Origin of the sequence: Brevundimonas sp. UBA7664, from assembly GCF_002483305.1 — a bacterium.
Taxonomy (GTDB): domain Bacteria; phylum Pseudomonadota; class Alphaproteobacteria; order Caulobacterales; family Caulobacteraceae; genus Brevundimonas.
This window is the reverse complement of record NZ_DLHQ01000003.1, coordinates 1-13409: the sequence shown is the minus strand read 5'-3', so window position 1 is coordinate 13409 and position 13409 is coordinate 1. Positions and strand designations below refer to the sequence as shown.

Annotated in this window: 12 protein-coding genes; 8 read left to right on the top strand and 4 right to left on the bottom strand. The window is 70.1% G+C overall.

The annotated features are described in order from the left end of the window. Positions 1-69 precede the first annotated feature (69 nt). From ptsP to B2742_RS00350, 5 genes are all read left to right on the top strand, one after another. Complete coding sequence (gene ptsP, locus B2742_RS00370) at positions 70-2274, top strand: phosphoenolpyruvate--protein phosphotransferase (protein ID WP_292061695.1); 2205 nt, start codon at positions 70-72, stop codon at positions 2272-2274. A 194-nt stretch (positions 2275-2468) separates the two neighbouring features. Continuing rightward, on the top strand, positions 2469-3554 hold the full coding sequence (locus B2742_RS00365; protein WP_292061693.1) for a helix-turn-helix domain-containing protein: 1086 nt from the start codon (positions 2469-2471) through the stop codon (positions 3552-3554). Between the two features lie 56 nt (positions 3555-3610). Next, a complete protein-coding gene (gene ispG / locus B2742_RS00360; protein WP_292061691.1) occupies positions 3611-4765 on the top strand; it encodes a flavodoxin-dependent (E)-4-hydroxy-3-methylbut-2-enyl-diphosphate synthase in 1155 nt (384 codons plus the stop codon). A gap of 60 nt (positions 4766-4825) precedes the next feature. Then, complete coding sequence (locus tag B2742_RS00355) at positions 4826-5692, top strand: alpha/beta hydrolase family protein (RefSeq protein WP_292061689.1); 867 nt, start codon at positions 4826-4828, stop codon at positions 5690-5692. 4 nt (positions 5693-5696) lie between these two features. After that, on the top strand, positions 5697-6293 hold the full coding sequence (locus B2742_RS00350; RefSeq protein WP_292061687.1) for a glutathione S-transferase N-terminal domain-containing protein: 597 nt from the start codon (positions 5697-5699) through the stop codon (positions 6291-6293). A 75-nt stretch (positions 6294-6368) separates the two neighbouring features. Here B2742_RS00350 and B2742_RS00345 read toward each other — a convergent pair whose 3' ends face one another. From B2742_RS00345 to B2742_RS00335, 3 genes are all read right to left on the bottom strand, one after another. Beyond that, complete coding sequence (locus B2742_RS00345) at positions 6369-6755, bottom strand: hypothetical protein (protein WP_292061684.1); 387 nt, start codon at positions 6753-6755, stop codon at positions 6369-6371. Positions 6756-6875: 120 nt separating this feature from the next. Continuing rightward, positions 6876-7655, bottom strand: coding sequence for a sulfite exporter TauE/SafE family protein (locus tag B2742_RS00340; protein WP_292061681.1), 780 nt, complete (start codon positions 7653-7655; stop codon positions 6876-6878). 63 nt (positions 7656-7718) lie between these two features. Beyond that, positions 7719-8366 carry a response regulator gene (locus B2742_RS00335; RefSeq protein WP_292061679.1) on the bottom strand — a complete coding sequence of 216 codons (648 nt, stop codon included), beginning with the start codon at positions 8364-8366 and terminating at the stop codon, positions 7719-7721. 164 nt (positions 8367-8530) lie between these two features. Here B2742_RS00335 and prfA point away from each other — a divergent pair, with 164 nt between their 5' ends. Continuing rightward, the gene (gene prfA, locus B2742_RS00330) at positions 8531-9598 is read left to right on the top strand and encodes a peptide chain release factor 1 (protein ID WP_292061676.1); all 1068 of its coding nucleotides are present in this window, start codon (positions 8531-8533) and stop codon (positions 9596-9598) included. 161 nt (positions 9599-9759) lie between these two features. Here the strand turns inward: prfA and B2742_RS00325 are convergent, their stop codons facing one another. Continuing rightward, the gene (locus B2742_RS00325) at positions 9760-11025 is read right to left on the bottom strand and encodes a YihY/virulence factor BrkB family protein (protein ID WP_292061673.1); all 1266 of its coding nucleotides are present in this window, start codon (positions 11023-11025) and stop codon (positions 9760-9762) included. Positions 11026-11062: 37 nt separating this feature from the next. On the opposite strand from B2742_RS00325, the gene prmC reads away from it, so the two are divergent. Further along, positions 11063-11956, top strand: a complete 894-nt coding sequence (gene prmC, locus B2742_RS00320) for a peptide chain release factor N(5)-glutamine methyltransferase (protein WP_292061669.1) — start codon at positions 11063-11065, stop codon at positions 11954-11956. 304 nt (positions 11957-12260) lie between these two features. Then, the gene (locus tag B2742_RS00315) at positions 12261-13256 is read left to right on the top strand and encodes a DUF4167 domain-containing protein (protein WP_292061667.1); all 996 of its coding nucleotides are present in this window, start codon (positions 12261-12263) and stop codon (positions 13254-13256) included. Positions 13257-13409: the final 153 nt, after the last annotated feature.

Genomic DNA, 13409 nt, shown 5'->3' with positions numbered 1-13409 from the left:
GGAGGGGCCATGCCGGTTGGCGGATTGACGACGGGGCCACGCAACCTCCTTCGCCAGATTCGCGAAGCCATGGCCGGCGCGTCGCCGGCCCAGGACCGGCTCGACACCGTCGTGCGCATCATCGCCCAGTCGATGGTGGCCGAGGTCTGCTCGATCTATCTGCGCCGCGCCTCGGGCGACCTCGAACTGTTCGCCACCCAGGGCCTGAAGCCCGAGGCCGTCCACACCACCCGTCTGCGCCCGGGCGAAGGCCTGGTCGGCGAGGTGGCGCGCACCGCGGCCCCGATCAGCCTGTCGGACGCCCCGTCCCACCCCAGCTTCGTCTACCGGCCGGAAACGGGCGAGGATCCCTATCACGCCTTCCTCGGCGCCCCCCTGCTGCGCGGCGGCCGCGCCATCGGCGTGCTGGTCGTCCAGAACCGCTCCGAGCGGCGCTACGACGACGAGGAAGTCGAGGACATCCAGACCATCGCCATGGTTCTGGCCGAGACCGTGGCCTCGGGCGAACTGCTGGCCCAGGACGAACTGCGCGACATCGAGGTCGCCCCGCACCGGCCCGAACGCCTCAAGGGCCAACGCTTCGCCGAGGGTCTGGCCTACGGCCACGTCATCCTGCACGAGGCGCCCCTCGCGCCCGAGAACCTCCTGGCCGAGAACCAGCAGGTCGAGGAAATCCGCCTGCGCGAGGCCCTGGTCGCCCTCAAGGCCAATATCGATTCCATGCTCGAGGGCGGGCAGGGCAAGCTGGCCGGTGCCTCGTTCGAGGTGCTCGAGACCTATCGCATGTTCGCCGACGACCGGGGCTGGAACCGGTCGCTGGAGGAGGCCGTCCGCACCGGCCTGACCGCCGAGGCCGCGGTCGACCGGGTCCGCAACGAACACCGCGCTCGCTTCGCCCAGGCCCGCGATCCCTATATCCGCGAGCGGCTTCACGATTTCGAGGACCTGGCCAACCGCCTGCTGCGCTTCCTCGCGGGAGACAAGCCGGGCGAGCGGGATCTGCCCGACGACGCCATCCTCGTCGCCCGCAACCTCGGCCCCGCCGACCTGCTGGAATACCCCCGGCACAAGCTGAGGGGCCTGCTGCTGGAAGAAGGCTCGGCCGCCAGCCACGCCGCCATCGTCGCCCGGGCGCTTCAGATTCCCTGCGTCGGCCGCATCATGGGCCTGCGCGATCGGCTGTCCGAGGGCGATCTGGTCATCGTCGACGGCGAGACCGGCGAAACCTATCTGCGCCCCCGCCCCGACATGCTGGCCGCGGTCCAGTCGCGCATGCAGGTCCGCAGCGCCCGCCAGGCCGAGTTCGCCAAGCTGCGCGACGTGCCCGCCGTCACCCTCGACGGGACCCGGATCACCGTCCTGACCAACGCCGGCCTGGCGGTCGATCTGGAGAATCTGGACGCCACCGGCGCCGAGGGCATCGGCCTGTTCCGCACCGAGTTCCAGTTCATGGTCTCCGAGGAACTGCCCCGGCTGACCAGCCAGACCGCCCTGTACAAGCTGGTGCTCGACACCGCCGGCGACCGCCCCGTGACCTTCCGCACCCTCGATATCGGCGGCGACAAGGTGCTGCCCTATCTGGAGACCGAGCGGGAAGAGAACCCGGCCCTCGGCCGCCGCGCCATCCGCCTCGGCCTCGACCGGCCCGGCCTGTTGCGTTTGCAGTTGCGCGCCCTGCTGACGGCCGCCGCCGGCCGCGAACTGCGCGTCATGTTCCCGATGATCGCCACGGTCGACGAATTCCGCGCCGCCCGAGAACTGGTCGATGTCGAATGCGCCTGGGCGAAGCGCCGGGGCCGGGACCTGCCGGCGCTGCTGCGGGTCGGGGCGATGATCGAATGCCCGTCACTGCTCTGGCACCTCGACGCGCTTCTGCCCCTGACCGACTTCGTCTCGGTCGGGACCAATGACCTGTTCCAGTACATGTTCGCTGCCGACCGGACCAATCCGCTGGTCTCCGACCGCTACGATCCCCTCTCGCCCCCGGCCCTGCGCGCCCTGGCCGAGATCCAGAAGAAATGCGCCGACACCGGAACGCCCGTCTCCGTGTGCGGAGAACTGGCCGGCCGGCCGCTCGAGGCCTTCGCCCTGCTGACCCTCGGCTATACCCGACTGTCAGCGCCGGCCGGGGGCGTGGGGCCGGTCAAGCGGATGATCCTGTCGGCCGATCTGCCGGCGGCCCGGCGGGGCATGGCCAACCTGCTCGGCTCCTCCGCCGGCTCGATCCGGGGCGAGCTCGAATCCCTGGCCCGGAAGTTGAACGTCACGATCTGAACCGTCCCGGACCGACACGCCGGGATGGCTAACAAATCGTTGATCGGGCGGCCCTAATGAGTTATCCACAAGGCGGAACCGGGGGGTTTGCGGGGGCAGGCCCGAACTGTCATCCCGATATGATACAGGCCCCGGTGTCGAGTATGGCGACGCGTGAGGACCCCTTGCGCGCGCCGAGTGTGGGGTCAGGCGTAATGGCGCTGGATACGGGGGGAATCCCCGAAGAGCTCAAGGCTCATCCAGACTGGAAGGATGTCGTTCCTTCCGTCACGGACGCCCCGACTCTGGGCGACGGCCTCCGCATCGCCCGTGAACACTCCGGCCGCTCCCTGGCCGAGCTGTCCAGCATCACCCGCGTGCCGAGCCGCTATCTGACCGCGCTGGAGCAGAACGACTTCTCGACCCTGCCCAACCGCGTCTTCTCCATCGGCTATGTCCGCGCCTACGCCGGCTCCCTCGGCCTCGACGAGCAGCTGGCGGTCGAGCGGTTCAAGCGCGAGAGCCCTGATCCCTCGGTGCCGCTCCAGGCCCCTGTCGGCGTCGCCTTCGAGGAGGTGAAACGCTATTCGCCCCGCCTGATCGCCGCCGGCCTCGCCCTGGTGCTCGCCGTGGTCGGCTGGAACGTCTTCCAGCGCGTCAGCCTGATGCGCGCGCCGCAGCCGTCCGATCTCGCCGCCGTGCCCGAAAGCTGGACCCTGGGCGCCGTGCCCGGCCAGCCCGCGGCCCTGAGCCTGACCGCGCCGCGCCCGGCCCCGCCCGACCAGACCATTCCGGCCCTCTACATCACGCCCGGTCTCGAGGCCGAGCTGACCGGCCTCGATCCGGCTTCGCCCGAAGCCATCGCCGCCGCGGCCGCCAGCGCGCCGCCGGTGCAGCGCGCCTTCAACCCGCGCGGCGCCATCTACGGCGCCACGGCCAACGCCTCCCAGGTGGTGATCCAGGCCCGCAAGGCCGCCAGTCTGGTGGTCCGTATGGCCGACGGCCGGGTGCTGTTCGCCCGCCAGCTGGCCCCCGGGGACGCCTGGCGCGCCCCTGCCGGCGTCGCCGCCGTGGTCGATGTCTCCAGCCATTTCGCCGATTTCGACGTCTATCTGAACGGCGAACACGGCGGCACGCTGACGGCCGAGCAGACCCCGCTCAGCCAGCTGAACAGCCGCGCCCAGGCCCTGGCCCGTCAGGCCGCGGCCGAGGTCGTGGCCCGCACCCAGGCCGCCCAGGCCGAGGCCCAGGCCCGCGCCGCCACGGTCCAGACGGCCATGGTCACCACCACCGGCGGCTGATTGCGGCAGTCTGCCGTCGTGGCCATGCCGCAATCGAATGCCTATGTTGCGGCCGCATGAGCTCTGACCTTTCCCACGTTCGCCCGTGGCGCCACATCGAGCGCCGCAAGAGCCGCCAGATCATGGTGGGGAACGTCCCCGTGGGCGGCGACGCGCCGATTACCGTCCAGTCGATGACCAACACGCCGACCTCGGACGCGGCGGCCACGCTGGAGCAGATCCGCCAGCTGGAGGAGGCCGGCGCCGACATCGTGCGCGTCTCCTGCCCCGACGAGGCCTCGACCACCGCCTTCCGCACCATCGCCCGCGAGTCCCGCGTCCCGCTCGTCGCCGACATCCATTTTCACTACAAGCGCGGCATCGAGGCGGCTCAGGCCGGCGCCGCCTGCCTGCGCATCAATCCGGGCAATATCGGCTCGGCTGACCGCGTCCGCGACGTCATCCAGGCCGCCCGCGACCACGGCTGCTCCATGCGGATCGGCGTCAACGCCGGCTCCCTGGAGAAGGAGTTGCTCGAGAAATACGGCGAGCCCTGTCCCGAGGCCATGGTCGAGAGCGCCCTCAATCACGCCCGCATCCTGCAGGACCACGACTTCCACGAATTCAAGATTTCGGTGAAGGCCTCCGACCCCTTCCTGACCGTGGCCGCCTACCAGCAGCTGGCCGAGGCCATCGACTGCCCGCTGCACCTCGGCGTGACCGAGGCCGGGCCGCTGCGCTCGGGCACGATCAAGTCGGCCATCGGCATGGGCAACATGCTCTGGGCCGGCATCGGCGACACCATCCGCGTCAGCCTCGCCGCCGACCCGGTCGAGGAGATCAAGGTCGGGTTCGACATCCTCAAATCGCTGGGTCTGCGTCACCGCGGCGTCAACATCATCGCCTGCCCGTCGTGCGCGAGGCAGGGCTTCAACGTGATCGAGACCGTCGGCATTCTCGAGGAACGGCTGGCCCATGTGACCACGCCGATGTCGCTGTCGATCATCGGCTGCGTCGTCAACGGACCGGGCGAAGCTCTGTACACGGACGTCGGCTTCACCGGCGGCGGAGCCGGCTCGGGCATGGTCTATGTCAACGGCCGCATGGCCCACAAACAGCACAACGACGGCATGATCGACCACATCGTCAACCTGGTCGAAGCCAAGGCCGCCGAGCTGGACGCGGCCCGCGCCAGCGCCGGGGCCGCGCCGGCGCTCGAACCGGCGGAATAGCCTTCCCGCCCGACCCGGACCTGGGTTACGGGTGGCCATCGTAGCCAGTTTGGGACCGCCATGATCCGTCGTTTGAAACTCGCGGCGCTTGCGCTGTCGCTGGTCCTTGCGCCGATCGCGCCGGCCCTCGCCCAGACCGCTTCGCCGCCCGCCGCCGCGCCGGCGACCGCGGCCACACGTCTCGAACTGACGGCGCCCGACGGTCGGGTGATCGCCGTCAGCGTCTGGCAGGCCGCCGACGAGCGCGCCGTTGTGGTGTTCAGTCACGGCTTCAACGGCAGCCCGGCCGCCTATGAGCGCATCCTGTCGGCCTGGGCGGCGGACGGCTTCACGGTGGTCGCGCCGCTGCACGTCGATTCCCTCCGCCATCCCGACCATGATCGCTATGACGGCCGCGCCGCCTTCTCCACCCGGATCGTCGACCTCGCCGTGGCCCGCGGCTTCGTGCGCGCGGCCCATTCCGGCAAGCCGATCGTCGCGGCCGGGCACTCCTTCGGCTCCCTGATGTCGCTGATCTCGGGCGGCGCCGTCACCGCGGCCGGACCGCTCGGGGATCCTGACGTCAAGGCGGTGATCGCCTTCTCCTCGGCCGGCGACGTGCCGGGCCTCGTCACGCCCGAGAGCTGGTTGGGCCTGCGGACGCCGACCCTGATGATCACAGGCGACGCTGATCTGGTCGAGGGCTATGTCGCCGACTGGCGCGATCATCGCCGCCCGTTCGACCGCAGCCCGGCGGGCGACAAGATGCTGCTGGTCTTCGCCGGGGCCGACCACAGCCTGGTTCGCAATGCGGACGCCGGCGATTTCGACCTGATCGTGACGGCGACCACCGGCTGGCTGGAGGCCTACGGACTCGGCGACGCGCCGGCCACGGCCCGTCTCGATGCCCTGACGGCGCCGGATGGCGTCACCCTTGAAAGGCGCTGACCCGATGAAACTCTACATCACCGCCCCGTCCCCCTTCGCCCGTAAATGCCGCATCGTGGCCCGCGAGAAGGGGCTGATCGACCGCATCGAGGAGATCGCCGTCGACCCCTACGCCAATGCGCCGGAACTGCTGGCCTCCAATCCGGTGGTCCAGGTCCCGACCCTGATCGCGGAGGACGGCCTGCCGCTCAACGACAGCCCGGTGATCTGCGAATACCTCGACGCCCTCGGCGAGGGCCCGCGCCTGCTCCCGGTCGAGGGCGCCGACCGGTTGCGCGTGCGCCGGCTCGAAACCCTCGGCAATCAGGCGCTGGAAATGGGCGTCAAACGGCTGCTGGAGCTGCGCCGGCCCGAGGCCGAGCGGTCCCCGTCATGGATCGCCCGCTGGACCGAAAACATGGGTCGCGCGCTCGACGCGCTGGAGGCGGCGGCGCCTGACCCGAACCGGCTCGACATGGGGGTGATCACCGCCGGCGTCGCCGTGACCTGGATCGGTTTCCGCCACCCCGATTGCGACCTCGCCACGGGTCGGCCCGGCCTGGTCGCCTTGCAGGCGGCGCTTGAGGCTCGGGCCAGCTTCGCTGAGACCCGTCCGGGGTGAGAGCGCCCAACAAAAAACGGCGGCTCTTACGAGCCGCCGTTCTGGTTTCGGGAACAGCCCCGCAGACCGGTAGCCCTATGGCATGCCGCGCGCGATCGGGCCCAGCAGCGCCGACGGCACCATGAACCGCAGGTCTGCGTTGGCCGGGTTGTCGCAGTTCTTCTCGTCGTAGACGGTCATCAGGTGCGTGCGCCGCTGTTCGGCGATCTGCATGGCGTCGCGGGCCGAGAAATAGTTGCCGACGGCCGCCGGCCAGAAGAACAGAACGGCACCGACGTTGGCGGCGTTGACGCCTTGATCGCTTTGGCCATCGCTAATGATGCCGTCCAGCTTCACAAACTCCGCGCGCAGCGAAGTGCAGGTCATCATCCGGTCGCCCGGCTGTTGAACACTGACGCGTTCGGTCGTGGTGCAGGCGCCAAGCGCCGTCACGGCGCAAAGCGCCAGTGCGAGTTTCTTCATGGATTCCCCCTCAGGATTCGTCCGCAGATGCGGACGCCCGCAAGCGGTAGCTTACTATCGACGCGAGTGTCTAGCGAAGGAATCTCTATTACGGTTGAATGGCTTCTGTCCGTTCTCCGCTCAGCCCAGCACCCCCGCCAGTTGCAGGCCCTGGAATCCCGCCAGCGCCAGCAGCAGCACCCCGACCGCATAGGTCAGGACCGTCCTCGGCACCCGCTTGGCGATCAGGCCGGCGAACGGCGCCGCCAGCAGGCCGCCGGCGACCAGACCGCCCACCGCCGCCGCATGGTTCTCCAGCGCCCCCGCCTCGGCCCAGTGGCCCGTGACCAGGGCCCAGATGAAGGCCGCGCTGATGGCGACGGTCAGGAAGAATTCGGCGGTGTTGGCGGTGCCGATGGCCCGGCGCGGCTCCTGTCCCGCGGCGACCAGGGTCGAGGACACGGTCGGACCCCAGCCGCCGCCCCCGACCGCGTCGAGGAAGCCCCCGACCGCCCCCGTCGGCGCCATCAGCCAGGACGGCAGTCGCCGGGGCCGGATCTCATGGCCGGCGCGCCAGACGATGTAGGCCCCCAGGCCGGCCAGATAGGCGACGATGAAAGGCTTGATGACGTCGCCCTTGATCCCGGTCAGGACATAGGCTCCGAGACAGCCGCCGATCACGCCGGCGAGGGCCAGGGGCCGCAGCAGCCGCCAGTCCACATTCCGATGCCAGATATGGCTGCCCGCCGAGGCGGCGGTGGTGAAGACCTCGGCGCCGTGCACGCTGGCCGAGGCCATGGCCGGCGGCACGCCGAAGGCCAGCAGCACCGAGGACGAGATCACGCCATAGGCCATGCCCAGCGCCCCATCGACCGACTGGGCCAGGGCGCCGACCACGAAGAACAGCAGGAAGGTTTCCATTCAGCCCGTTCGAACAGCCAAGCCTGATCAGTGCAAGCCCCCGCCCGGACATTGGTTGCGCGGTCAGGCCGCGACGGCCCCATTCGCGACGGCGCGGGCGATCCCGTTCAGGACATCGCGGCCGGTGTAGGGTTTCAGGACCAGGGCGGTCGCCAGCCGGGCGTGACGCGCGGCGGCGGCCACATCCCCCGACAGGAAGACCACCGGCACGCCCCACGACTGTTTCAGGGTCCGGGCCAGGGCGATGCCGCCGCCTTCGCCCTGGTCCTGCGGATCACCCGCCAGATTGATGTCGAGCAGCGCCAGGTCGATGGCGTACAGGCCGGCCGCTGTCATCGCCGCCGTCGCATCCGAGAACGGGCCGACCACGCCGTGTCCGGCGTCGGTCAACATCTCGGTCAGGTTCGCCGCCATGTCAGGATCGTCCTCGACGATCATCAGGGTGAGTGGGCGGGAAACAGGCGGGGGCGCGTCGTCGTCGGCGGCGTCCGGAGCCGACTGACGGGCCACAACGGCGCGCAGGTTGCGCCATACCCCGGCCGGGGGCCCGTCGCCGTCGAGGTCGAAAATTCGCGCCATAGCGGCCAGATCGGCGAGGGCCTCGGCTGAAACGCCCACCGGCGGCTGCGCCAGCAGACCGTCGTAGAGGGCCCGCAGCCGGGCCAGTTCGGCCCCTTCGTCCAATGTCGCCGTCAGCGTTCCGTCAAACATTCGCCCTCCAGTTCCGCGGCTCAGCTAGGCTTTCGGCCGCGTCGGCGAAACCGCCCTGACAGCCTTGTGACGCCCGGTCACGATCACGCCATCGCCGCTTCGCATCGACACGGCCGCGTCCGTCGGAGTAAACACCGCCTCCCGTTTGAAGAGGCGTTTCCCCCTTGCGACTGCCCCAGGCCCGGCTCGATCAAGTGCTCGACCGCTTCCACCAGGTGGAGGCGCGCATGGGCGCGGCCACCGACGGCCAGGAGATCGTCCGCCTGTCGAAAGAGCATGCGGAGATGAAGCCGGTGGCCGACGCGGTCATGGCCCTGGCGAAGACCCGGGCCGAGATGGCCGATCTCGAGGTCATGGCCGCCGACCCCGAAATGGCCGAGATGGCCGCGGACGAGCTGCAGACCCTCAAGGATCGGCTGCCCGACATGGAGCGGGACGTGGCCCTGCTGCTGGCCCCGCGCGACGCCGACGAAAACGCCTCGGCCGTGCTCGAAGTCCGCGCCGGCACCGGCGGCGACGAGGCCGCCCTGTTCGCCGGCGACCTGTTCCGCATGTATTCCCGCTACGCCGCCAACCGCGGCTGGAAGGTCGAGCTGGACTCGGCGACCGAGGGCGACGCCGGCGGCTACAAGGAAATCATCGCCACCGTCACCGGCGACGGCGTCTTCGGGCGGCTCAAGTTCGAAAGCGGCGTCCACCGCGTCCAGCGCGTCCCGACCACCGAGGCCGGCGGTCGCATCCACACCTCGGCCGCCACCGTCGCCGTGCTGCCCGAGGTCGAGGACGTCGAGATCGACATCCAGGACAAGGACATCCGCATCGACACCTTCCGCGCCTCCGGCTCGGGCGGCCAGCACGTCAACAAGACCGACTCGGCCGTGCGCATCACCCACTTCCCCTCGGGGATCGTGGTGACCTCGTCCGAGAAGTCGCAGCACGTCAACCGCGACAAGGCGATGAAGAACCTGCGCGTCCGCCTCTATGACATGCAACGCCAGATGAAGGACGACGCCCGCTCCGACTCGCGCAAGTCCCAGGTCGGCTCCGGCGACCGCTCCGAGCGCATCCGCACCTACAATTTCCCCCAGGGCCGGGTCACCGACCACCGCATCGGCCTGACCCTGCACAGCCTGCCGCAGATTCTCGAGGGCGACATCGACCCGCTGCTCAACGCCCTGATCTCCGAGGACCAGGCCGCCCGGCTGGCCGATCTGGAGGCGGAGTTCGGGTAAACATTCGCGTTCTCCCTCCCCCGAAGTGGGGAGGACGGCGAGGCGCAGCCGAGCCCGGGTGGGGAAGTTCGAAGCGGGGCGCCGCCGGTGCGGGACTGGCGTTCCCCACCCGCTCGCTTCGCGACCACCCTCCCCATGAAGGGGAGGGAGAACGCAAATGCTCAGCCCTTCCTGATTCTTCTCTTCAGCAACCGGTCCGACAGCGCCTCGGCGTGCTTCAGCGTGAACGCCAGCGCCGCCGGCGAGCCGCGCTTGGGCCCGACGCTGTCGGCCATGACGGCGCCGCGCTCGCCGATCGGGCGATCGGCTCCGGTGGTGGTGTCCATCGCGGTCTGGTGCTCGATCTCGGCGTTCAGCTCGGCCCCCATCAGCACGATCTGCACCGTCAGCCAGGTCCACAGCAAAAAGCCCATCATCGCCGCCAGCGGGCCGTAATAGGCCGTGCGCACGAAGGTCTGCAGGTACCAGCTGAAGATCAGCGACAGGGCGAGGCTGAGCAGGGCCGCAAAAATGGCGCCGGGCGTCAGCCAGCGCAGCCGCGCCTTCTGCCGGCACGGCCCGTGGCGATAGATGACCGTCAGGATGGCGACATAGACCAGCAGCAGGACGGGCCAGCGTAGCGGCGCAAGGTGGGCCCATTCATCGGCCAGGCCGAACACGCCCAGCACCACCGGCACCCCGACCACCAGGGCGGCGGTGGCCAGCACCGCCAGCAGGCCGGACACGGTGAAGCCCATGCACATCAGGTTGTAGTGGACGATGTTGCGCCGCTCGACCTCGTGATAGGCGACGTTCAGCCCGTAGAAGAGCACCTTGATCGCGCCATTGGCGGTCCACAGCGACAGGGCCAGGGTCCACACCAGGGTGAAGGTCAGGGTCGTGGTGGTGTTCTCCGCCAGCCGCTGCATTTCGGCGCCGAGGAACTGGGCCACCCCCGAGGGCAGGAAGGAATACAGGAACTGCAGCCGGCCCCAGGCGTCCGCCGGGTCAGCGAACAGGCCGTACAGGGTGACGAAGGCCGCCAGCGTCGGGAACAGGGACAGCATGACGAAGAAGGTCACCCCGCCGGACAGAAAGCCGATCCGGTCGCCGAAATAGGACATCCCCAGCCGCCAGAAGATGTCGGTCCAGCCCTTGTGCGGAATATGCTCCGGCCGTTGCGCCAGTCGGCCGCGGCCCGGCTCCTTCGCCTCGAAATCCTCCGGCGTCGGCGTCTTCGGGGGCAGGGGCTCAGGCCGCTCCTTGCGCAGCTCCAGCCCGAATTTGTGCCCGCGCGTATAGATCAGGTGTGCGGCCCCCGCCCCGGCCGCCAGCCCGCCGGCGATGGCCCCCATCATGGTCCACGGACCGAGCCCGCCCTTGTCGCCCGACTGCTTCTTCATCCCGGCCCCAACGGCTTGTACCGAGGCGCGTTCCGGCGCCGCCATGCTTGATATCCCCGCAAAGCCGCGCCAATGCCAGCGGATGACCGAATCCTGCTCCGCCCCGACCCTCGTCGCCGCCTGGAAGGCCGCGACCGCCACGCTCAAGGCCGGCCGCATCGACAGCCCCTCGATCGACGCCCGCCTGCTGCTGGAAGTCGCCACCGGCGCGACCCGCACCGACATCCTGACCGACCCTTACCGCGTGGTGACCCCCGACCAGCAGGCCGCTCTGGACGCCTTCGTCGAACGCCGCCTGCGCCGCGAGCCCGTCTCGCGCATCCTCGGCAAGAAGGGCTTCTGGAAGATCATGCTGAACGTCACCCCCGACGTGCTCAGTCCCCGGCCGGACACCGAGGCCATCCTCGACGTCGTCATGCTGGCCTTCCCGCCGCACAAGGCGTTCGAGATGATCGACCTGGGCACCGGCTCGGGGGCCATCCTGCTGGCCACCCTGGCCGAGCGATTCGGCGCGCGCGGCGTCGGCACCGACATCTCCTTCGAGGCCCTGGCCGTGGCCAAGGAGAACGCCACCAACCTCGAACTCGACAATCGCGCGACCTTCCTGCGCACCGAATGGGCCGCCGGCTTCGGCGACGCCAGCTTCGACCTGGTCGTCTCCAACCCGCCCTACATTCCGTCGGGCGACATCCCCGGCCTCGACCCCGAGGTCCGCGACCACGATCCGCTGCTGGCGCTGGACGGCGGTCCCGACGGCCTCGTCGCCTATCGCGAACTGGCCCCCGAGATCCGCCGCATCCTCCGCCCCGACGGCATCTTCGCCGTCGAGATCGGCTGGGACCAGGGCCCGCAGGTCAAGGCCCTGTTCGAGGGCGCGGGCTTCGAGCACGTCATCATCGTCAAGGACCTGTCCGACCGCGACCGCGTGGTCACCAACGGCCCGGACCCCCGGACCAATCCGATTCCGAAGATGTAGTATCCCTCCCCGGTGGGGGAGGAATGCCGTCCAAAACAATCCCCTTGGAAACGCCACGATCCCGCGCTAAGTCTTCGCCTGTCTCCCACCCAAAACGCACGCCTTGGACCGCTTCAGGCCCATCCACGCGCGCCCGGGACAGTGACGGTCGGGCCGGTCGCCCGGCGGACCACGGGGCGGCAACGGTTTTCCGACACATCGCCAGCGGGGATCGGCCCCGCCCGAAACGGAACAACGACACGGACGGCTTCAGGCGGCATCTCGCGCGCCGGCCCGTCCCTCATACAAAGCACGGTAGCGTCCGATGAGAGATTTCAAGGGCATGAAGCGTCAGCGCGGACGCAACAGAAAGCCCGGCGGCGGCGGTGGCGGCGCCAACAACGCCAACGCCACCAATCCGAACCGTTCGTGGGACTCGCAGGGCCCCGAGAACATCAAGGTCCGCGGCAACGCCCAGACCGTCTATGAACGCTACATGCAGCTGGCGCGCGACGCCTCGGCCGCCGGCGACCGGGTGCTGGCCGAGAACTACACCCAGCACGCCGAACACTATTTCCGCGTCCTGCGCGCCCTGCAGCCCTCGCGCCCCGTCAGTGAGATCGCCCAGCGCGAACTGGCCGGCCAGGGCTTCGACATCGATTTCGAGGACGAGACCGGGGCCCAGGCCGCCGCCATCATGGCCGCCGAAAAGGTCGAGGCCGACCGCGTCGCCCAGATCGAGGCCCGCCAGCGCGAGAACGAAGAGCGTCAGAACGACCGCGGCCCCGACCGCTCGAACGACCGCCCCAATGACCGTCAGGGGGGCGACCGTCAGGCTGAACAGCCGCGCCGCGAATGGCGCGACCGCGACGACCAGCCGCGTCAGGACCGCGAACCGCGCGAACCCCGCCCCGAGGGCGACGGCGGCCTGAACGCCGACGGCAGCCGCCGCGAAACCCGCCGCGAACGCTGGGAACGCCGCCAGCTCGAGCGCAGCGCCCGCTTCGAACGTGAAGGCGGCGAACCCCGCGCCGACGGCGAGGCCGCGCCCGCTGAATCCGCCGAGCCCGCCCCGGAACCCCGCGCTGAACGTCCCGAACGGGCCGAACGCCCCGCGCGCGCCGAACGTCCCGAGCGCAAGCCCCGCCGCGACGCGGGCGTGGCGACCGACGACGGCCCCTCGGCCCTGCCGGGCTTCCTGACCCGGTCGACCGCCCCGGCGCCCGTCGCCGCGCCGGAGGCCGTCGAGGCCGCCGACGAGACCCCCGCGCCCAAACGCCGCGCCCCGCGTCGCAAGGCCGAGGCTCCCGCCGAAGACTGACGGGCCGCTTTCCCGCGGGACGCGGCCCCGCTTGACGCGGCGGCTCATGACTGGCCCAAAGAGCGCCCGACCTGTTCCGGAGCGCCCATGTCCCGTCTGTCGCGGTCCCCGGCCCTGATCCTCCTCGCGAGCCTCGCCCTCGCCGCCTGCGCC

Bases quoted from the DNA above. Each gene is read 5' to 3' on its own strand.
- ptsP (WP_292061695.1), top strand. From the start codon at position 70: ATGGCCGGCGCGTCGCCGGCCCAGGACCGGCTCGACACCGTCGTGCGC.
- B2742_RS00365 (WP_292061693.1), top strand. From the start codon at position 2,469: ATGGCGCTGGATACGGGGGGAATCCCCGAAGAGCTCAAGGCTCATCCA.
- ispG (WP_292061691.1), top strand. From the start codon at position 3,611: ATGAGCTCTGACCTTTCCCACGTTCGCCCGTGGCGCCACATCGAGCGC.
- B2742_RS00355 (WP_292061689.1), top strand. From the start codon at position 4,826: ATGATCCGTCGTTTGAAACTCGCGGCGCTTGCGCTGTCGCTGGTCCTT.
- B2742_RS00350 (WP_292061687.1), top strand. From the start codon at position 5,697: ATGAAACTCTACATCACCGCCCCGTCCCCCTTCGCCCGTAAATGCCGC.
- B2742_RS00345 (WP_292061684.1), bottom strand. From the start codon at position 6,755: ATGAAGAAACTCGCACTGGCGCTTTGCGCCGTGACGGCGCTTGGCGCC.
- B2742_RS00340 (WP_292061681.1), bottom strand. From the start codon at position 7,655: ATGGAAACCTTCCTGCTGTTCTTCGTGGTCGGCGCCCTGGCCCAGTCG.
- B2742_RS00335 (WP_292061679.1), bottom strand. From the start codon at position 8,366: ATGTTTGACGGAACGCTGACGGCGACATTGGACGAAGGGGCCGAACTG.
- B2742_RS00325 (WP_292061673.1), bottom strand. From the start codon at position 11,025: ATGGCGGCGCCGGAACGCGCCTCGGTACAAGCCGTTGGGGCCGGGATG.
- prmC (WP_292061669.1), top strand. From the start codon at position 11,063: ATGACCGAATCCTGCTCCGCCCCGACCCTCGTCGCCGCCTGGAAGGCC.
- B2742_RS00315 (WP_292061667.1), top strand. From the start codon at position 12,261: ATGAGAGATTTCAAGGGCATGAAGCGTCAGCGCGGACGCAACAGAAAG.